The sequence below is a fragment of the Stanieria cyanosphaera PCC 7437 genome (genome assembly GCF_000317575.1).
Taxonomy (GTDB): Bacteria; Cyanobacteriota; Cyanobacteriia; order Cyanobacteriales; family Xenococcaceae; genus Stanieria; species Stanieria cyanosphaera.
Genome location: NC_019748.1, coordinates 3,058,296 through 3,078,667, shown reverse-complemented (window position 1 = coordinate 3,078,667; position 20,372 = coordinate 3,058,296). Strand labels below are relative to the sequence as shown.

General features: G+C 36.9%; 13 protein-coding genes and 1 CRISPR repeat array. Of the genes, 9 read left to right on the top strand and 4 right to left on the bottom strand.

Going from position 1 to position 20,372, the window contains the following annotated elements:
* Nucleotides 1–2: 2 nt before the first annotated feature.
* From cas8a1 to STA7437_RS13200, 6 genes are all read left to right on the top strand, one after another.
* A complete protein-coding gene (cas8a1, locus tag STA7437_RS13225; RefSeq protein WP_015193895.1) occupies nt 3–1,478 on the top strand; it encodes a type I-MYXAN CRISPR-associated Cas8a1/Cmx1 in 1,476 nt (491 codons plus the stop codon).
* A gap of 32 nt (nt 1,479–1,510) precedes the next feature.
* Nucleotides 1,511–2,371, top strand: coding sequence for a type I-B CRISPR-associated protein Cas7/Cst2/DevR (gene cas7i, locus STA7437_RS13220; RefSeq protein ID WP_015193894.1), 861 nt, complete (start codon nt 1,511–1,513; stop codon nt 2,369–2,371).
* Nucleotides 2,371–3,009 carry a CRISPR-associated protein Cas5 gene (gene cas5 / locus STA7437_RS13215; protein ID WP_015193893.1) on the top strand — a complete coding sequence of 213 codons (639 nt, stop codon included), beginning with the start codon at nt 2,371–2,373 and terminating at the stop codon, nt 3,007–3,009. The genes cas7i and cas5 overlap by 1 nt, the downstream gene beginning before the upstream one ends.
* Before the next feature lie 1,287 nt (nt 3,010–4,296).
* Complete coding sequence (locus tag STA7437_RS13210) at nt 4,297–5,955, top strand: type I-MYXAN CRISPR-associated endonuclease Cas4/Cas1 (RefSeq protein ID WP_015193892.1); 1,659 nt, start codon at nt 4,297–4,299, stop codon at nt 5,953–5,955.
* A gap of 8 nt (nt 5,956–5,963) precedes the next feature.
* The gene (cas2, locus tag STA7437_RS13205) at nt 5,964–6,257 is read left to right on the top strand and encodes a CRISPR-associated endonuclease Cas2 (protein ID WP_015193891.1); all 294 of its coding nucleotides are present in this window, start codon (nt 5,964–5,966) and stop codon (nt 6,255–6,257) included.
* 253 nt (nt 6,258–6,510) lie between these two features.
* A CRISPR array of direct repeats spans nt 6,511–7,125; the repeat unit is 36 nt; unit sequence GTGTACTAACCTTAGATGCCGTTAGGCGTTGATCAC.
* A 211-nt stretch (nt 7,126–7,336) separates the two neighbouring features.
* Nucleotides 7,337–7,564, top strand: coding sequence for a hypothetical protein (locus STA7437_RS13200; RefSeq protein ID WP_015193890.1), 228 nt, complete (start codon nt 7,337–7,339; stop codon nt 7,562–7,564).
* A 227-nt stretch (nt 7,565–7,791) separates the two neighbouring features.
* Here STA7437_RS13200 and STA7437_RS13195 read toward each other — a convergent pair whose 3' ends face one another.
* Nucleotides 7,792–8,373, bottom strand: coding sequence for a DUF6335 family protein (locus tag STA7437_RS13195; protein ID WP_015193889.1), 582 nt, complete (start codon nt 8,371–8,373; stop codon nt 7,792–7,794).
* Nucleotides 8,374–8,807: 434 nt separating this feature from the next.
* On the opposite strand from STA7437_RS13195, the gene STA7437_RS13190 reads away from it, so the two are divergent.
* Complete coding sequence (locus STA7437_RS13190; protein WP_015193888.1) at nt 8,808–11,327, top strand: GAF domain-containing hybrid sensor histidine kinase/response regulator; 2,520 nt, start codon at nt 8,808–8,810, stop codon at nt 11,325–11,327.
* Between the two features lie 36 nt (nt 11,328–11,363).
* Nucleotides 11,364–13,169 carry a two-component system response regulator gene (locus STA7437_RS13185; RefSeq protein WP_015193887.1) on the top strand — a complete coding sequence of 602 codons (1,806 nt, stop codon included), beginning with the start codon at nt 11,364–11,366 and terminating at the stop codon, nt 13,167–13,169.
* A 10-nt stretch (nt 13,170–13,179) separates the two neighbouring features.
* Here the strand turns inward: STA7437_RS13185 and radC are convergent, their stop codons facing one another.
* Together radC and STA7437_RS13175 are read right to left on the bottom strand one after the other, a co-directional pair.
* A complete protein-coding gene (gene radC, locus STA7437_RS13180) occupies nt 13,180–13,911 on the bottom strand; it encodes a RadC family protein (RefSeq protein ID WP_041619416.1) in 732 nt (243 codons plus the stop codon).
* 198 nt (nt 13,912–14,109) lie between these two features.
* Nucleotides 14,110–14,475, bottom strand: a complete 366-nt coding sequence (locus STA7437_RS13175) for a hypothetical protein (RefSeq protein WP_015193885.1) — start codon at nt 14,473–14,475, stop codon at nt 14,110–14,112.
* 309 nt (nt 14,476–14,784) lie between these two features.
* Between STA7437_RS13175 and STA7437_RS24925 the strand changes: the two genes are divergently transcribed.
* Nucleotides 14,785–16,161 (top strand): tetratricopeptide repeat protein, encoded by a 1,377-nt coding sequence (locus tag STA7437_RS24925; RefSeq protein WP_015193884.1) that lies wholly within the window; start codon nt 14,785–14,787, stop codon nt 16,159–16,161.
* Here STA7437_RS24925 and STA7437_RS13165 read toward each other — a convergent pair.
* Nucleotides 16,145–20,191 carry a two-partner secretion domain-containing protein gene (locus STA7437_RS13165; RefSeq protein ID WP_015193883.1) on the bottom strand — a complete coding sequence of 1,349 codons (4,047 nt, stop codon included), beginning with the start codon at nt 20,189–20,191 and terminating at the stop codon, nt 16,145–16,147. The genes STA7437_RS24925 and STA7437_RS13165 overlap by 17 nt on opposite strands.
* Nucleotides 20,192–20,372 lie beyond the last annotated feature (181 nt).

Here is a 20,372-nt window from a genome sequence, read left to right as displayed (position 1 = left end):
AAATGACAGAACTTACCCTATCTATTTTTGACCCTAACACCCTACTTCCCCATCGCGCTGGAATTGCTGGTTTGGCTTTAGCTTTATCGGTTATTAATCCCAATGATGTTCCTATAAACTGGGACGTTACAGAAGATGCGGTGAATTTATCTTGGTCATGCAGCGATAAAGAAGCTGTATTGGGTTTACTACAACAAACTTATCGTCTTCAAGATGGTTATTTAGATGTTCCTGCTCTTAATTTAGACCAACAAGGAAAATATATCTTCAGCGAAGGAGTCACGACAACTTTTCTTCAGCATGGAAAACAAAGACAACAGAATAAGCAGCCCGTCACTTTAACGTTTCTAATTGATGAAGGTCAACCCGAAATTTCTCGTTCTTTCAGACTTGTAGAAGACTGTTATTACACTAGAGATTTTAAGGAAGCTTTTAACGCTAAAGGAAAATTTAAACCTGAAATTCCTGTTAAAGGTCATCATTTACCTGGATTAGTAGAATGTTTTGCTCATGGTGCTTATCAAGAGTCTCCCGAAGGTTTCCTAGCTCTAGTTTTTCTTCCTTTAGCTTGTAGCTATTATCAATTATCAGGATATCGTTCGGCGGTTGTTATTCCAGAAGTTAAAAATATCTCCAAATGGGTAAGACGAAGAAAAAATTATTCTGGAAGCACCTATCGCGATTTTCGCTCTAGCAGTTCTGGAGAATCGGGATTACGTTTTTTACTCCAAGAAAAGCTAATTGAAGATAATAAACAATGGAGAGTCGATTATTGTGAAGTTTATCAATTAGGTAAACAACAATGGGATGGCAGTCAAAGCTATCTTAAACAAGCTGTCTATCGAGTCAGAGTAGATGATGAAATCTTAGATTTATACGATTCAGCTTTTCAATTTTTTAAACCCCAAGTTCGTACCAATGATAAAGGAGAAACTTGGTTAGCCATTTCCAAAGTTTTACCTTGGCTTTGCGACAACCTGATCGCTAGTAAACCGTGGTATTTGGGTTTTTATGAATGGAAAAAACAAAATGAACTTTATGAAAAAAAAGGATTAGTAAGTATGTCTCAATATCTTGATGCACTTGAGCAGACATTTTTCGATGCTGTTCAAGGTGCTTTCAGTAGTTATTTAAGAGAGCAAATTGTACAGGCTCAAAAACAAGGTCGAGAGCCTGATTATCCTCAAGTTACTAATAAAGTAATTAATCGTTTACAAAGACCTAGTACTCAGCAAGATTTTGCTAAGACAATGGTTGACTTCTTAAGCCGTTATCGCAGCAAAGCAACTAGGGGCGTTGGAGGAGAGATTTATCAATGGCTTCATAAAGATAACCAATGGAAACAGGCGCGAGATTTAGCTCTACTTGCGATCGCTTCTTACACAGGAAAAGGTAAAGATGGTAAATCTGAAATTCCAGAAGAAGTGCTTGATGAATCTATTTCTGAAGCCGAAGAAGGCTTTGAAATGTCTATTTAATTAGTTTTTAATCATTATTAAGGAGAAAAAACATGACACAACATATTTTTGTTACTGTTGTTACCCCTACTGCTGTTGCTGCTAATAACCGAGGTGAAGGAGATGGTAGTACATTATCTACTTTACAAAAAATTACCAAAGGCAACGATCAATATACGACGGTAAGTGCTGATGCTATTCGTTGGGGTTATCGAGAATGCTTACAAAATTCTCAACCAGATCGAGTTAATCGTACTTTTGATGCTGAAGCTGATGTTTACAATATCAAAGATGAAAAGTACAACCCTAAAACTTATATAGATGACGATCTTTTTGGCTTTATGGATGCCAAGAAAGATAAAGATAATAAGAATGCTACAACCAAGCGTCGTGGAGTTTTAGAAGTGAGTCGGGCGATCAGTCTCGATCCTTATTGGGGTGATATTACCTTTGGTTCTAAAGGTGGTGAAAAAGGAAAAACCTCAATTCACAATACAGAAGTTCATTGCACTGCTTATCAATATACTTTGGCTTTAACTCCTAGCAGTTTAAAAGACTCAGAAAGGGCTAAATTATTACTCGATGCCATCCCAGCTATCAAGCACGTTGGCGGAAATCATGCTCGTTTTTTATATGAATTTCGTCCAGAATCAATTGTTATTCGAGTAACTAACGATCCGAGTCCCTGGATTATCAATTGTTTTGAAAGAGTTGGTGATTCTGTTGGTTGTTCTCGTTTAGTTCGTCTAGTTGATGTTAAAGATGTCCTTGCTTCAGAATTAATCGTAGCAGGAGAAATTGCTGACACTCCTTACGGCGAACAACTTAAAGGATTAAAAGTTAAGGTCTGTCGGGGAATCAAAGAAGCGATTGTTGAAGCAAAGAAGTTGCTTAAAACGGGGGTAACAGCTTAATGAGTAATAACAGTCTTCTTTATCTAGAATGTCCCTGTACTAGTTTTCCTCGCAGTTTTGCGCGAGATTACAAAGAAACCTATTGTTATCCACCATTTTCTACTATTTATGGTTTTTTACTTTCATTAGTAGGAGAAGAAGATTTAACGGCTCATTTAGGGGTCAAATTAGCAATGGGAATTATTGGAGATAAACCACCAATTTCTCGCATTGTTAGAAAACAACGACATCACAAATTCAGTAAAACGCACATGGGAACTTATCCTCCGAGTCAGTTTTCTAAGCCTAATTTTCAAGAATTACTAACAGATTTAAAGGTAGTGGTAAAACTTGATTCAAGTGAAGAATCAGCAAAAATTAAACTAGATGAAAGAGTTGCGATCGCGCTTATTTCTCCAGAACAGATTACTCGTTTTGGTGGAATTAGTTTAGGAGAATCTTGGGCATTAATCAACGGAATAAGACCTTATCGAGAAGAGGATGGAAAAATTGATTGGTTCATAAAGGATTGTCGCGGATTGATTAGTTTACCAGTCTGGATTAATCGCCAAAATCAGCGAGGAACTTTTCAAAGATTTTCACTAGGAGAGTTTAATCCTAATTGCTGGGTCGAAATTCAAGCTAGTCGATCTAGCTAAATGCAAGCACCTTTGCTTGTTGAGATTGTTTGAGTGAATTAATTGCTTTTATCTCATACAGAGAAAAGGTTTAAGCGGTTTAAAGATGCTGAGAGATGCTTGATTTTTGCTGAAACCAAGATAAGGAAGGGGTTTTAAGGATCGCTTTTTGGGGTTAATCAAGTTTTTGACTCTTCAATTTGTCATTTTACTGGAGGTGCTTGTAGAATTGTCTGTGAACACTTGCTATAACTGGACTACGGCAACTGCCGTGTTCTATCTTTGATCGCCGTAAGGCGTTGATCACTTTGTTATAAGTAAAAAGTAATAAGTAAAAAGTAAAAAGTGTTCTACCTTTGATCGCCGTAAGGCGTTGATCACTTTGTTATAAGTAAAAAGTAATAAGTAAAAAGTAAAAAGTGTTCTACCTTTGATCGCCGTAAGGCGTTGATCACTTTGTTATAAGTAAAAAGTAATAAGTAAAAAGTAAAAAGTGTTCTACCTTTGATCGCCGTAAGGCGTTGATCACTTTGTTATAAGTAAAAAGTAATAAGTAAAAAGTAAAAAGTGTTCTACCTTTGATCGCCGTAAGGCGTTGATCACTTTGTTATAAGTAAAAAGTAATAAGTAAAAAGTAAAAAGTGTTCTACCTTTGATCGCCGTAAGGCGTTGATCACTTTGTTATAAGTAAAAAGTAATAAGTAAAAAGTAAAAAGTGTTCTACCTTTGATCGCCGTAAGGCGTTGATCACTTTGTTATAAGTAAAAAGTAATAAGTAAAAAGTAAAAAGTGTTCTACCTTTGATCGCCGTAAGGCGTTGATCACTTTGTTATAAGTAAAAAGTAATAAGTAAAAAGTAAAAAGTGTTCTACCTTTGATCGCCGTAAGGCGTTGATCACTTTGTTATAAGTAAAAAGTAATAAGTAAAAAGTAAAAAGTGTTCTACCTTTGATCGCCGTAAGGCGTTGATCACTTTGTTATAAGTAAAAAGTAATAAGTAAAAAGTAAAAAGTGTTCTACCTTTGATCGCCGTAAGGCGTTGATCACTTTGTTATAAGTAAAAAGTAATAAGTAAAAAGTAAAAAGTGTTCTACCTTTGATCGCCGTAAGGCGTTGATCACTTTGTTATAAGTAAAAAGTAATAAGTAAAAAGTAAAAAGTGTTCTACCTTTGATCGCCGTAAGGCGTTGATTACTCTCTCGAAAAGATTAAAAAAATAACCAAAAACATTAGAAACATGGAAACGTTTTTGCCAGGTTGATTGATTAAAGTAGTTGTAATTAAAAGTAAACAAAATATATACAAAGAATGCAATTACTTCCAATACCTGCTGAAACTGAAACCATCCGTGTTTCTGCCCTTCATGCTTTAGCTTATTGTCCCCGTCTTTACTACCTCGAAGAAGTAGAAGAACTCTATACCCAAGATGCTGCTGTTTTTGCAGGGCGAAGGTTACACGCCGAACTAGAAAAAAAAGAAGATGAAGATTGGGAAGATTTATATTTAATAAGTGAAGAACTGGGATTGAGGGGTAGAGTTGACGCACTTAGAACCCGCGACGGTCAAACTATCCCTTACGAACATAAACGAGGGCGTTGTCACAGGGATGAGAATAAACAGCCTCAAGCCTGGGAAAGCGATCGCATTCAAATCTTGGCTTACTGCTATTTAATTGAATCTGCGTTGGGAGTTAAAGTTACCGAAGGTAGAATCCGCTACCATGCCGATAATGTCTTGGTTCACATACCTTTCGATGATGAAGGAAAAAAAGCTGTCAAAGATGCGATCGCTCTTGCCCGACAGATACGAACCTCAATTCATCGTCCACCAGTAACGGAAAATGAAAGACTCTGCGTTCGTTGTTCTTTGTCTCCTGTCTGTTTACCAGAAGAAGCTAGATTAGTTCATAACCAAGAATGGGAACCGTTACGTCTTTTTCCTCAAGATGATGAAAGAGAGATTTTACATATTCTCGAACCAGGAACGAAAGTGGGTCGTACTGGAGAACAAATCAAAATTACTCGTAAAGACCGACAAGTAGAAAAAGTACCAGCCCAACAAGTAGGACAGTTAGTACTTCATAGTTTTTCTCAAATTTCAACTCAAGCTTTACACTTCTGCGCCGACCGAGGAATTGGGATTCATTTTGTCTCTGGTGGCGGTCGCTATATTGGTAGTTTTGATAATCGTCAGGAAAATATTCAACGACGGATTAGGCAGTATGAAGCACTGAATAATCCCGAATTTCGTCTGTCATTAGCTAAAAAATTAGTCAACTGTCGCGGACAGGGACAGCGTAAATTTCTCATGCGTGGTAGACGAATTAAAAAGCTCAAATCAATGAAATTAGAGCGAAATATTAAGCAAATGCAGGCTATAATCGCACAAATTCCTCAAATAAACTCGATTGAATCACTTTTGGGAATAGAAGGTAAATTAGCTGCTTTATACTTTGGTGCTTTACCTTGTCTTTTGAGTTCGGATGTTCCTCCCCAAATGAGGTTTGATGGTCGCAATCGTCGCCCTCCCAAAGATAGATTTAATGCCTTACTGGGTTTTGGCTATTCGTTATTAATCAAAGATGTGATGAATGCTATTCTGACAGTCGGGTTAGAACCAGCGTTGGGTTTTTACCATCAACCCAGATCTGTTGCTGCGCCTTTAGCCTTGGATTTAATGGAAATTTTTCGAGTCATCCTCGTAGATATGCCAATAGTAGCTTCTATTAATCGTCAACAATGGGAGATTAATGATGACTTCGAGATTCGCGGAGAACAAGTTTGGTTGAGTGAAACAGGAAGGCGTAAATTAGTCGAAATCTACGAACAGCGTAAACAAGAAACCTGGAAACATCCCGTTACTAAATACTCCCTTACCTATCGTCGTCTTTTGGAACTAGAAGTGCGATTACTAGAAAAAGAATGGATGGGCGAAGGTGGTTTGTTCGGTCAACTTATCTTACGATAGGAGGAGTTATGGCTGAACAAAAAAATTGGTACTTAGTTTGTTACGATATTCGCTGTCCAAAACGTTGGCGTAAAGCTTATAAATTATTGGAAGGATATGGCGATCGCTTACAATATTCCATTTTTCGCTGCTGGCTTTCACAAAGAGATCGAGAAAAAATGCGTTGGCAATTAGAAAAAATTCTCACTCTTGAAGACGATTTAATTCTAATCCGCTTATCTCACCAGTGCGTTAAAAGTTTACCCGCTTATAATCGTCCTAATACTTGGCTGATCAATAATGAAGGGTTTCGCGTACTGTAATGAAAACAAGCACCTCTGTTTGTTGAAGGCTTGTGGTGGGTTTGAATTGTTTTGATCCTATCTAGAAAAGGTATTTGAGAGTTTTTGAGGGTCACAATGGTGCTTGAATTTTTTGAAAACCAGACGGTAAAATGATTTCAAGCATTGCTTATTGGCATAGAAATGAGTTTTTTGATTCGGAGTTGCCATTTTGTTGGAGATGCTTGTAAAATTACCTCAGAAAGCCTACCAAATCTGGATTATGGCGACTGCCGTGTACTAACCTTAGATGCCGTTAGGCGTTGATCACCAATTGACGCTGCTGCTTCAACTTATAGCATTACTAAGTGTACTAACCTTAGATGCCGTTAGGCGTTGATCACTAAATAGAACAAGTGGTTATGATTTTCAAATCTTATGTGTACTAACCTTAGATGCCGTTAGGCGTTGATCACAACCAAGTCTTTTTGCTCAAGGATTATTGACGATCGTGTACTAACCTTAGATGCCGTTAGGCGTTGATCACTATCTTTGCGAATGTTAGCTATCTTTTTGTGTATTCTAGTGTACTAACCTTAGATGCCGTTAGGCGTTGATCACTGTCGACACGCACCAAAGTAATCTAAAGCTAGCTAGGTGTACTAACCTTAGATGCCGTTAGGCGTTGATCACTGGATCAGTTTTTTGCGGGGAATCGGGAAGGGTGACTTGTGTACTAACCTTAGATGCCGTTAGGCGTTGATCACGCAAAGAAAGATTCGGAGGCAGAGCTAGTTAACCGGTGTACTAACCTTAGATGCCGTTAGGCGTTGATCACACACGAATGAATGGGTCATGGTGGAACCTGTTGCTCGTGTACTAACCTTAGATGCCGTTAGGCGTTGATCACCCTATAACTTAGAATTTGAAAGAGATCGCGTCAGGGTGTACTAACCTTAGATGTTGATGTTAATTTTTTGTTCTGTACTCAGAAGAATTTTATTTAATAACTTTTGAGTGACTACACTAATCAACTTTGTATAGATGTTTTAGTTAAGATTAACTAGATAAAATTAAACATAAATAAAATTTTGAAACGACAGAAAATCAGGAAAAATAAAATGGCTAATCAACCTTTAAATGACGCTCAGAAAAATAACCAATCTGAACCAACTAATGAATCTAATAAATCTATGATCGAACAAGCTATTAATCCACCAGAACTAATTAATCAACCTAATTTTCCTAAAAATCCTGAAGAACTAATTAGCAATCCTGGTGTAGCACCTCAAATGTTGGACGATCGCAGAGATTTGAGAGGAGATTTAACTAGAGATGAGGAATCTTAAATAATTAAATCTTTTCAAAATATTGATTTAGTTGATGAAAAAGTCAGAAGCTATAAATCGTACTTTAACCTAGATTAGATTTGAGCGTTGCTTCCTTAAAAACAAAATTGAAAGCAATGCTCAAAATGTCAGTTTAATTAGCCGTAATTATTTTACAAAAAACTAGTGTTTGTGGTAATTATTTTTTAGGTCTTTTTGATTAATTATAAAAATAGATTTGCTCTTAATTAATCGTCTTGACGTTCTTCATAATCTTCAGAAGATTGGGGGTCTGTTTCCCAACGATCTTCGTCACGATGTTCTAATATTTGATTAGTTCGCAAGGAAGAGCGAGGGGTTCGCTTCCAAAGGTCGCGGTCGCGCATTTCTAGACCTACCGCAGCACCTAAATTATCAACAATGTCTTGGTCTGGTGTAGCAACAGTTCCACCAACTGCTTCATCTCCTACTGCATCAGCTTCTTCGTAATTAGCATCAAGATCGCCTCCAGTTAAAATAGAATCAGCTTCATCAAATCTTGGGCTATGAAGATCATGCACTTTTCTGCCCGCATGATCTGTAGGTTCACCTTTGAGTCCAGTTCCGTAACTAGGTGCAAATTCTGATTCATCCAGGCTACTATAAAGATTATCTTCATTAAGACGATCTGGCTCTCTAGTCATCTGTTCTAAACCGATTTCACTTTCTATTGCTTCTAATTCTTCTGGTGTTACTTCTGTCCGTGTTTCTATGTCAATTTCTTTTCTAATTTCTTTAGTTTGGTTGTGATTGTTTGCATCAGAGTTGGTTTTTTGAATTTTATCCACCATAAATTTTTAGATATTTAGTCCATACTCTTTGCAGGATATCTAACTTCGAGCTTGACTCAAATCCTCATAAAGTTAGAGTTTGGTAAATCTGAAACTCTGTAAGGGCTTTCCTGCCGTTCGGCCCTAAAAAACATCTATTGCATACTTTCTTTGATTTAAGATCGACACTTTGACCAAGCTATAGGTATTGCTCAAACTGTTTAATCTGCTCTTTTTACAGGCGTAGCAGCGAAATATTTTAACAACTTTAAGGGCTATATTCTCGAAAAAAATTGAATAAATAGAAATTTTTGTGCAAAATTGGGAATTCTAATTATATGTTACTTCCTCAAGTAAAAGCTTATTAATGCTTCTGGAACTAACCAAGCAAAATTACTCAAAAGTACTTCGTTTTTTGCCCAGGAAAACTTAATTTTAAATCTTGTTGAAATAGTATGGGGAAATTGCTCATTAATCTTATTTCACCCAAATCTTATATCCCTCATGGTCACTGCTATCTGTGGCAAACGCCTTTAGTTGGACTTCATTTAGTCAGCGATTTTCTAATTGCGATCGCTTATTTTTCGATTCCCGTTATGCTGCTCTACTTTGTATTTAAGCGTAGCGATGTTCCATTTCAAAAATTCTTTATCATGTTTGGCGCGTTTATCATACTTTGTGGTACGGGACATTTGATTGAAATTTGGACACTTTGGCATCCAGCTTATTGGCTAGCAGGAGTTGAAAAAGCTATGAATGCTTTAGTTTCTTGTTATACGGCTGCTGAAATGGCAACCTTATTGCCCCGATTTTTGTCTCTTAAAACTCCCGAACAGCTTGAAATTGTTAATGGAGAATTACAAACAGAAATCGTCGAACGCCAAAAAGCAGAAGCTGAATTACGTAGTATCAATGAAAAGCTTGAAATACGGGTACAGGAACGCACTACCGAATTACAGCAGTCAGGAGAACATAAGCAAGCAATTACCAGAATTTTGCAAAAAATGAGGCAAACTCTGGATTTACAGACAATTTTCTCTGATACTACTGAAGAAATACGAAGAGCAATTAATTGCGATCGCGTGTTGGTTTATCAATTTAAATCTGATTGGAGTGGGGAACTAATTGCTGAATCTGTTGCTGAAGGATGGAATCAAGTTATCTCTCAACAGCAAGAAAACACGACTTTAACCAGTATTGCGATCGCTCAAGAAAACTGTGCGATCAAGACGCTTAAAGATACTTATTTACAAGACTCCCAAGGAGGAATTTTTGTTCAAAAAAATAGTTATCGCGCTGTTAATAATATCTACGAATCTGGTTTTAATCAGTGTTACTTAAAATTATTAGAACAACTACAGGCTAAAGCTTATCTGGTTGTGCCAATTTTCTATAACGATTATCTTTGGGGATTACTGTTTGCCTATCAGTTGTCTGCTCCTCGTCAATGGCAACCAGGCATAATTCAAATCATGATTCAAGTTGGCACACAGTTAGGTGTAGCTGTGCAACAAGCTGAATTACTAGCACGCACTCAACAACAAGCACAAGAATTAAGACTCGCTAAAAACGAGGCAGAAAGAGCTAATCGTGCCAAAAGCGAATTTTTAGCCAATATGAGTCACGAACTGCGTACTCCTCTCAACGCCATTCTTGGCTATGCCCAATTGATGCAAAGAGCTTCTAATCTTTCTCAAGAACATCAAGAATACATTAATATTATCGATTCTAGTGGCGAACACTTATTAAGCCTGATCAATGACGTTTTAGAAATGTCCAAAATTGAGGCAGGACAAACTTTTCTTAACGAAACTAGTTTTGACTTATATAACCTGCTCATTGAACTTGAGGATTTGCTGAAACTTAAAGCTCAATACAAACAACTTCAATTGTCTTTTAATCTTCATAGCGATGTTCCTCAATACATCAAAACGGATCGCAACAAACTTCGTCAGGTGCTGATTAATATTCTTGGCAATGCCATTAAATTTACTGAACAAGGACAAGTCAAGCTAAAAGTATCGATTCAAGAACAAATGCTCTACTTTAGTGTTGAAGATACAGGACCTGGTATCTCTCCAGAAGAAATAGAAAATATCTTTGTTGCCTTTAAACAAGCACAAGCAGGCTGGCAATCAAAGGAAGGCACAGGATTAGGACTATCGATTAGTCGTGTATTTGTAGAATTGATGGGTGGCGAAATTACTATAAATAGTCAAGTCGGGCAAGGAACAACTTTTACGTTTACGATTCCCTTGATCACTAGCGCACCAGTTAACCCAGAAACATCCCTGAGAAAATCTCAAATAGCGATCGCACTTGCTCCCGATCAACCAGAGTTTCGTATTTTAGTTGTAGAAGACAAACCTACTAATCGTAATCTGATGGTAAAAATCCTTAGTTCAATTGGATTTCAGGTTCGAGAAGCTGCTAATGGTCAAGAAGCGATCGCACTTTGGGAAAGTTGGGAACCTCATTTGATCTGGATGGATATGCAAATGCCCGTAATGAACGGTCTTGAAGCTAGCAAAAGAATTAAATCTTCTTTACGTGGACAAGCAACTGTGATTATTGCTCTTACCGCCAGCGTCTTTGAAGAACAGCGTCAAAAAATTCTTGCTTTTGGATGTGATGATTTTGTTCGTAAACCTTTTCGTCATGGGGAGTTGTTTGAAAAAATGGCTCAGTATTTGGGAGTGCGATATATCTATAAAGACAATAATCAATCACATTCCCAGTCACCAAACAATTCATCTGCTCATTTGACTCTAAACAGCGACAGTTTTAAAACTATGTCACCAGAATGGCTTGAAGAAGTTTTTCAAAGAGCTTCTCAAGGAGATGATCTTCAATTACTTCAATTAATTAAGCTCATTCCAGCAGAACAGCAAGATTTAGCAGAGGCTCTCACCAATCTGATTGAAAACTTTAAATTTGACGAAATTATTAACCTAACTCAATTATCCAACCGCTAAAATTCTCAACTTTTCAACAGCAGCTTAACAATAATTATGAGCGAGAAAATTCCCAGTTTAAATCAAGCTGATCAATCTCTGCCCAAAGACATTCTCATTGTAGATGACACCTTGGAAAATTTGCGATTACTATCAACTATGTTAACCGAACAAGGTTATACCGTTCGTAAAGCAACCAATGGTCAAATGGCATTAACAGCAGTACAGGCTCTGCCACCAGATTTAATTTTGCTCGATATCATGATGCCTGACATGAGTGGTTATGAAGTTTGTCAAAAACTCAAAGCAAATCCGACAACTACTACACTGCCAATTATTTTTTTAAGTGCCTTGGATGATGTTCTCGACAAAGTAAAAGCTTTTCAAATTGGAGGAGTAGATTACATCACAAAACCTTTTCAAATTGAAGAAGTCTTGGTGCGAGTACATAACCAGTTAGCCTTAAAAGCAGCACAACGAAAAATTGTTCAATTAAACAACGAGCTTGAAGAACGAGTCAAACAACGCACACAACAACTGCTTAGTGCTAACGAACGACTGCGACAGATGGCAATCTATGATGATCTGACTGGACTGTTTAACCGCTCTGAGTTCATGGAACAATTAGAACAATCGCTCTATCGAACTAAAATCGATTCTGCTTATCAATTTGCACTGTTGTTTCTCGATTGCGATCGCTTTAAAGTAGTCAACGACTCTCTCGGACATTTAGTAGGAGATGCACTGTTAAAAAAAATTGCTCACCAATTGCAAAACATAGTCTCAGTAAAAGACACCCTTGCTCGTTTAGGTGGAGATGAGTTTGCTATTCTTTTATCTGGAATTTCCGAGCTTAATCAAGCAATTGAAACAGCAAAGCAAATCATCAGTCTTTTGAAACAACCATTTTATTGCCTTGATTATGAAATTTTTATCAATGTCAGCATTGGTATTGTTTTGATCAATCCCGACTATCAACAACCTGAACATATTTTAAGAGATGCTGATACAGCTATGTATCGAGCTAAGGACTTAGGAAGAGGGCAATATCAGGTTTTTACACCGACAATGTATTACGCTGCCCATCAATTGTTAAAAATTGAAACGGATTTACATCGAGCCATTAAGCAAAAAGAGTTGCTTGTTTATTATCAACCAATTGTCGATTTAGCTCAGGGAAAAATTGTTGGCTTTGAAGCTTTAGTTCGTTGGTTACATCCTCAACACGGATTAATGTTTCCCGACTCATTTTTACCCGTTGCTGAAGAAACTGGTTTAATCTGTTCGATTGGTAGCTTAGTCATCGAGCAAGCTTGTGATCAACTTTCTCAGTGGCAGCAGCAAGGATTTACTCATCTCAACATATATATTAATCTGGCTGTACAACAACTAAGTCAAAGTAGTTTAGTAGAAGAAATCGATCGCATCCTTGCAAAAACTAAACTTGATTCAGACTCAATTAAGCTGGAGATTACCGAAAGTTCGATGATGCAAAACTTACAATCGACTAAACTTTTGCTTCGGCAATTACAAGAGCGTGGCATTAAGCTTAGTATTGATGATTTTGGCACGGGTTATTCTTCTCTTAGCCAACTGCAAACTTTTCCAGTCAACACTTTAAAAATAGATCGTTCTTTTATTCAAAATCTTGATGGAACTCCTGATAATCTGGGTTTAGTTCCAGTTATTCTCAGTATTGCCCATGTAATGAAATTGAATGTGGTAGCTGAAGGTATTGAAACTAAGCAGCAATTGACTCAACTTCGAGAGTTAGGTTGTCATTTTGGTCAAGGATTTCTTTTTGCTAAACCTCTCAATGCGGAGGAAGCAACCAAACTTATCGCTCAAAATCCTCACTGGTAAAAAATTGTATTTAATCTCCTTGAGGATAACGAGTCCATAAATCAGTAATTTGTCGTAAACTCTGATGATTACCATTGCCCAAAATCAAATGATCTAATAAAGGAATATCAAGATAACTTCCTCCTTGTAATAATTGTTCAGTCAATTCCAAATCTGCTTGCGAAGGTTCTAAATTTCCCGAAGGATGATTATGCGCCACAATTAATTTAGTTGCACTTTGCCTAATTGTTTCTCGAAATATTTCCCGAGGATGAACTAGAGTTTCTGTCGCTGTACCAATGGTAATTACTTGAGTGCCAATCAGGCAGTTTTTCACATCCAACATTAATACCGCAAATCTTTCTTGATGTTGCCACATCAAATCATGACTCAAGGCAGCAGCAGCAGCAACAGGACTATCAATTAAGGCTCTTTGATTAGGTCTAAATTGAAAAGTTCTTTTACCTAATTCTACGGCTGCAACAATCGTAGCTGCTTTAGCTAAACCAATTCCAGGAATTTTCATCAATTCTTGAGGATTAACCTCTCGCAATACATCCAAAGGATCGCGACGATGTTGACTCAGTTGTTGTAAGATGTGTTGTCCTAAGCCAATGGCAGATAATTTTCCTTTACCTTGACCTGTACTGAGTAAAATTGCTAATAATTCTGCGGTAGTTAAACTTTTTACTCCCAAACTGACTAATCTTTCCCGAGGACGTTCACTAGCAGGTATATCGGCAATTCTCAGATTGTAGGTCATATAATTTGATAGTTGTAGGCTAGGCTGGTTATAGCTACCAATTAATGACACTGGCAAGGTTTTAAATCTCGCTTAATCGGAGAGTTTGATCTATACTTCGTTAGCCTTCGATGCGTTACCTAACCTATAAAAAAATTAGGATGACGAATCAACGCCTCCTAAAATCAAATTAATTAGTTTTTAATCGAAAGATTTGAACTATCTTTTTTTTATGCTACGAGCCATGTTCCGAAACATATCCATATTCGTATCGATTTTACGACGTTCTTCTGGGCTGGTAAATCCAGCACCATTATTTACATTCGTTTGCGACTGAGCAGAACTAGGATTAATGCCGTTATTGGAATTAGTTTCTGGTTTAAGATAATCAGGAATAGATTTATATCCGTCAGAAGCGGGAGTTCTATCGTTAACAGAAGAAATTTCTGTTTCTATTTTAAAACCGTTTTGATTGCGGATGGTTTTCGGAAAACTTCTTTTGACTTTAATTTTCTTTCTCATAAACTCTATATTGCCAAAGGTTTGAGCGTCATCAGGTTCGAGGAAATAATCATTCTTTGCCATTGGGTAATTGCTCCTAGGATTAGTTTTGCTAATGATTGCGTTAAATTAAAATTTATCAAATAATGTTTAAAAAAGTAAAGAAAAGTTAAAATATTTTTCAAGTTATCAGAGTATTAGTAATTATTTTGTAGACCACAGTTTGACGGACTTGAGATAAAGTACAAACCAGTTAAAGATTTCACTTTAAATCAGTGGTAATAAAACCTTGCTGATTTAGTGGTCAAATATAATTAAGTTTAAAAACAAAAATTAAGTAACTAATTGCTTAGTAAGTTTTAGGATTTGAGTATTGCTCAAACAAGATTAACAATGACTTTAAATTCTGAAAATAACCTAGAAGAATATAATTTACTCAGTATTGGTCAAAGAGGAGTGGGTAAAACAGTTTTTCTAGTTGGAAGTTATTTAGAAATTAATAACGCTTATCGTCAAAATAAAAGACAAAAATTTTGTATACAATCGCCCCAAACTCAAGCTTTAGATAATTTAAAAGGAGTGATTGATTATGTAAAATCTACAAGTCTTTATCCACCACCCACTCTAAAAATTAGTCAATTTCCCTTTATTTTGCAACGTCATAATATTTGGGGCAAACAAAATATTTGTCGTTTTAATTGGTGGGATTTACCAGGAGAATTTTGTGAACTATCTCATCCTGATTTTCAACAAATAGTAATGAATTCTCATAGTTGTTGCCTTTTTATTAATGCTTATGAATTAATTAATAATAATAATTATCTTGTTCGATTAGAACCTATTATTAAACAAGGAATTGCGATCGCGTCTGTAATTAAACAACATAACTTAAAATATAATTTTGCTTTAATTTTTACTCAATGCGACCGCGAACTAAAAGAGCGAACCTCTCGCGTAGAAACAGGTTTATTCAATTCAAGTTACTCCGCTTTGCAAAAACAGAACCAGCTTGGATTTCGTCAGATTCAAATTGAAGAAAAAATTCAACCTTTAATTGAACGCTTAGACAAACTGGCTGTTAACTACAAACGATTTTATTCTGCTATCCCAATTGAAGGAGAAGCAGGAAATTATTCTCTTCAGCCGATAGGTACGGCAGCGCCTTTGTTGTGGTTAACTTCACAATTAGTTGGTAGTAACAGTCCTCAGTTAGCTCAAAATTTAGAAAATAGCCAAAAATTAGAGTTTAATTCTAGATATACTCCCAAAAAATCTTTTAATTACGTTATTTTATTAATTTTAGCTTTAGTAAGTTCTCTTAGTGCGAGCGCTGTTTTGGCTTATGTTTTTAATTGGTTTAGACCAAATCCTCAATTAACTTCAATCACAAATCAATCTAATCAATTATCTCCAGAAGATTTTGATAGTTTAGTTAATCGAGCTAATCAAAATATTCAACAAGGAAATTTAGAAGGTGCGCTGCCTATAGTTGAACAAATTGTTCAAAAACAACCAAATAATTTAAATTGGCAGCTAAATCTTGCCAAAATCTATGAATTAAAACACAAACCGACCCAAGCAGAAGTAGTTTACGACCGTATTTTGCAGCAAGAATCTAATAATCTTTCCGCTTTAATTGGAAAAGCGGTCTTACGTCAACAACAAGGAGATAGCAACACAGCCAAAAATTTACTGCAACTAGCAGAACAATCTGCTCCAACAGTAGAATTAAAAGATAAGGTTCGTGCGATCGCTAATAGTCTTTTTTAGAATTTCCTACTGATTGGCAATTAGGAGAATTTAATCCCGAATAACCAGGATTATGATCAGATGGATTGGCACTAAGCACAACTACACCTTGAGAATTGACGTACCATCCTAAAGCTGGTGGAGGTAAAGGTGAGTTACTAGCTGGTTGTGAATGATTCAAATTATCAGCTTGGTAATTATTATCGAAATCCGTTAAAGCAGGACTACTAAGAGGATCGCTTGGTCGAGGTGGTAAACCGTTTCTACCAGTAATAACAAACTGACTGCCGATTTGATTCTTATTAGGCTGACAAGAAAGTTCAACTACTTCTTCGACTTGATTAAATTCTAAAGGCAAGTCGACTATTTCTAAATTAGCTTCTCCAGCAGGAGTAATAATATCGATAATGCCATCAACTCCTAAATTAGAACTAGCACTGATCCGACAAGTTTGACAAACAAACAGTCCCAAAGTGTCAAGCTGAATATTGCCTCCCATGCCTTGATTAGCATCCGCTTCAATACCACTATTTTCTAATAAAGCGATCGCGCCAGAGTCAATACTAATATTACCACCATTACCAATTCCTCCTGCTTGAGCGGAAATTAGACTAGTATTACGTAATTGAATTTCATCGGCAATGGTAAGCAGAATATCGCCTCCTGTTCCTGAAGCCGTACTAGCACTAACTGCACTTTGATTATCTAAAAAGAGAGAATTTGCCTTAATCGATAAAGTTCCAGCATTACCACTGCCAATCGAACTCACCGAAACCAAAGCCCCATCTTCAATTTTTAATTGAGGAGTCGTAATGGTTAAGTTGCCACCGTTACCCGTCGCCGTTGCTAAAGGTTGTCCTCCTGCTGATAAAGCACTAGGAAAATTACCATTGAAAGCACTACCACTCAATTCTACAAATTCATCTGCATTGATAGTGAGATTGCCTGCATCTCCATTAGCAAGAGTTGAACTAACAATCTGTCCTCCGTTTCTAAGAGTTAGATTGTTGGTGTTGACTGTAACGTCTCCGCTTGTACCTGTCGCCAACGTACTCGCCGAGATAATTCCACCGTCTGCGAGCAAAGATTCAGTATTAATAAATACTGAGCCAGCATTTCCACTACCTATAGTAGCCGTCCCAATTAAACCACCTTGATTAAGTTGCAATTGTTGGGTTGTAATGGTGATATTACCAGCATCACCTTCTCCAGCAGTACCAGCTAGAATTCCTTGAAGAACAGTAACCAGATCAATATTTTGAAGTAATTCTAAATTTATACTTTGGGTCGAGATAAAATTTTCTTGTAAGAAATCTAAGCCAGAACCAATAATTTGCAGAGAGTCACTAGCTTTAATTTCAATATTTCCTCCTCTTCCTTGGGCAAAAGTAGAACCATTAATTAAACCTTGATTAATTAACACTGTATCAGCATTAATTTGAATATTACCCCCTTGACCAAAAGTTGTAGTTGCCTGTAAAGTACCTTGATTTTCTAAAACAACTGAATCAGCATTAATCTTTAGTGTTCCACCATTGCCAAAACCCAAAGAATTGATTGAAGCAGTTGCACCATCTTTAATAGTTAGTTGGGAAGTAGTAATCGACAAATTGCCACTATTGCCTTCTGCCGGTACTGGTTGAGCTTCTGAAGAAGCAACTAAACCACTAGCAAATAAACCATCACCAGGAGAACGACCAACTAATTCGACTGAATCTTTAGCACGAACAGTTAGATTTCCAGCATTTCCTGAAGCGAAAGTAGTTACGAGAAATTCTCCCCCATCACTAATGTTTAATTTTTCTGTATCAATTGTAATATTACCAGCATTACCAGAGCCAAAAGTGGAGGCTACCAGTAGTGAGGTTGCCACATCTACTTGTTTAGCTTGGATGTCAATATTTCCAGCAGGCTGACTACCTAAAGTAGAAGAAACAACCAAACCTCCATTAATAACATTAAAACGGTTGGTATCAATACTAATACTTCCAGGCTTACCATTGCTATTGGCAACCGCAATTATCCCTTGGGTAGGATTAATTTGATCGACTGTTCCTTGGATGATAGGAAAGATAATATTTTCTCGCAAATCTTGATTACCACTACCAAAGACATCGACTAATTCCGATGCTTTAATCTTAATTGTGCCTCCACCTCCGGAGCCAAGTACGGAAGCATTAATCAGTCCGTTGTTAAGTTGTACTGTTTTGGCCTCAAGCTCAATATTACCCCCAATCCCATCTTTGGTGGTAGCGGTGATACTGCCTTGATTACTCAAAAAAATGTTATCAGCATTAACTCTTAAAGTACCAGCATTCCCAACCGTATCATTTCTGACAGTAACTTGCGCTCCATCTGTAATATTTAATTTTGGAGTATTGAGAGTTACGTCTCCTGAGTTGCCACTTGGTGCGTCTGGTAGTTGCAAAAGTTCTCGTAGAGGTTTGTCTACTAAATTAGCAGAAGAAATGATCAAACTTGGATTAAGAGAATTAGGTACAGTGCCACTGACTTCGATTGCATCAGAAGCATTCACCGTCACACTACCGGCATTGCCACTTGCCAAGGTAGAAGCATCAATTCTGCCCCCATCTCGTAAGACCAATTTTTGGGTGTTGATGGTAACTGTCCCTGCATTACCTGTACCGCCTGTTCCTGCGGTAATTTGACTAGGAGTAAATACTCCTGGTGTCACACCCACTAGTTCGACTAGCTCACTAGCATTAACTAAAACATTGCCACCAGAGCCAGTACCTTGCAATCCTCCTGTGGTTGAAGTAAGATTTCCGCCATCAAAAGCAGTTAATCTTTGAGTAGAAATTGTTACATCTCCTGCATCTCCCGAACCAAAAGTAGTTGAGGTAATAATACTAAAAGTATTAGGGTTGATCGAAGAAAAGCCATTGATGGCAATTGAGTTAGAGGCATCAATCCTAACATTGCCTCCTGCTCCGGAACTAAAAGTATCAGCAAAAATTGCCCCACCTGTTTGTAAGCTCAATTGCCCAGTTTTAATGATAATATCTGCACCTTTGCCACTACTAATAGCTTCGGTGTACAAACCACTACCAATCTCTCCGTCAAGGTTAGTGCCACTAATCGTAATACTTTCGGTTGCTTCAGCCGTCAATTGTCCAGCAGGTTGTTCGCCTTCGTTGAGAATTAAAGCAACTGAGCCATCGGTAAGGGAAATATTCTTTCCTTGTAGATTAATCGTACCACTACCCGTACCACTGGTATCAACTAAAGCTAGCGATCGCATTTCTAGATTAGCAAAATTTGCAACATTTTCGTAGCTAAAAGTTAAACCTTGGTCGCTAAAATTGAAATTGACTAACCCGTTAGCAACACTTCCTAATTCAATTTTTCCTCCTTCAGCAGTTAAAGTTCCTCCTTCTAGAGTAATTCCATTGCCTAAAAGTGCCAATGTCTGATTTGGTTTTACTTCTAAACCGTTAACTTCACCTCTAATGAAAGGAGAAAATCCGACAGAAGCTTCACTTAAATTATGTCCTTCTCCTGTAACCTTGATTGCTCCATTACCTTGACCCCACTGTAACCCAACTGGTACACTCACGGTCAGTAAGGGAGGAGTTTGAAGCTCATTAGCGCTAAAAAAAGTACCATCGGCAAATTTTACGCTACTAGCGGTACTGCCCATAAACGAACCACCGATATCTAAACGGGCATTAGCACCAAATTGAATTCCATTAGGATTAATCAAAATTAAATTAGCTACACCGTTGGCTTTAATTAATCCGTCGATTGAAGATAAAGCACCACCTGTAACTCGACTAATAATATTGGTTATCTGAGCAGAATTATTAAAAAAAGCCGTTTGATTTGTAGGTAAAGAAAAATTTTCAAAACTATGAAATAAATTACCTGCTCGTGTTTGTCCTCCGTCAATTTGCCAGACATTATTAGTTTGATTTACTTGAGTATCAACTGTATTATCTGGAGTAATTTGGGCTTGAGCAGGGCTAAGAGCTAGAAATAAACTAACACTCAAACTTGAAAAAACTATAGTTTGCCAGGCAAGCAATTTCATTATTGTTGAGATTTTAATCGAGATTAATTGAGTTAAATTATAAATTATTTTGAGTGAGTGATTCAAGCAAAAATCTAATTAAAATTAGAGCAAATTTTGTTTAATTTTATATTTTTAATTCTTTTAAATATTAAGTTTATTATGACAATAACTTGATTAAAGAAGCAAAAAAAACTAAAAT

What these genes read in the sequence shown, in the direction of transcription:
- radC (WP_041619416.1), bottom strand. Translation starts at nt 13,911, where the DNA reads ATGACCTACAATCTGAGAATTGCCGATATACCTGCTAGTGAACGTCCT.
- cas2 (WP_015193891.1), top strand. Translation starts at nt 5,964, where the DNA reads ATGGCTGAACAAAAAAATTGGTACTTAGTTTGTTACGATATTCGCTGT.
- STA7437_RS13165 (WP_015193883.1), bottom strand. Translation starts at nt 20,191, where the DNA reads ATGAAATTGCTTGCCTGGCAAACTATAGTTTTTTCAAGTTTGAGTGTT.
- STA7437_RS13190 (WP_015193888.1), top strand. Translation starts at nt 8,808, where the DNA reads ATGGGGAAATTGCTCATTAATCTTATTTCACCCAAATCTTATATCCCT.
- cas5 (WP_015193893.1), top strand. Translation starts at nt 2,371, where the DNA reads ATGAGTAATAACAGTCTTCTTTATCTAGAATGTCCCTGTACTAGTTTT.
- STA7437_RS13185 (WP_015193887.1), top strand. Translation starts at nt 11,364, where the DNA reads ATGAGCGAGAAAATTCCCAGTTTAAATCAAGCTGATCAATCTCTGCCC.
- STA7437_RS24925 (WP_015193884.1), top strand. Translation starts at nt 14,785, where the DNA reads ATGACTTTAAATTCTGAAAATAACCTAGAAGAATATAATTTACTCAGT.
- STA7437_RS13210 (WP_015193892.1), top strand. Translation starts at nt 4,297, where the DNA reads ATGCAATTACTTCCAATACCTGCTGAAACTGAAACCATCCGTGTTTCT.
- cas7i (WP_015193894.1), top strand. Translation starts at nt 1,511, where the DNA reads ATGACACAACATATTTTTGTTACTGTTGTTACCCCTACTGCTGTTGCT.
- STA7437_RS13175 (WP_015193885.1), bottom strand. Translation starts at nt 14,475, where the DNA reads ATGGCAAAGAATGATTATTTCCTCGAACCTGATGACGCTCAAACCTTT.
- cas8a1 (WP_015193895.1), top strand. Translation starts at nt 3, where the DNA reads ATGACAGAACTTACCCTATCTATTTTTGACCCTAACACCCTACTTCCC.
- STA7437_RS13200 (WP_015193890.1), top strand. Translation starts at nt 7,337, where the DNA reads ATGGCTAATCAACCTTTAAATGACGCTCAGAAAAATAACCAATCTGAA.
- STA7437_RS13195 (WP_015193889.1), bottom strand. Translation starts at nt 8,373, where the DNA reads ATGGTGGATAAAATTCAAAAAACCAACTCTGATGCAAACAATCACAAC.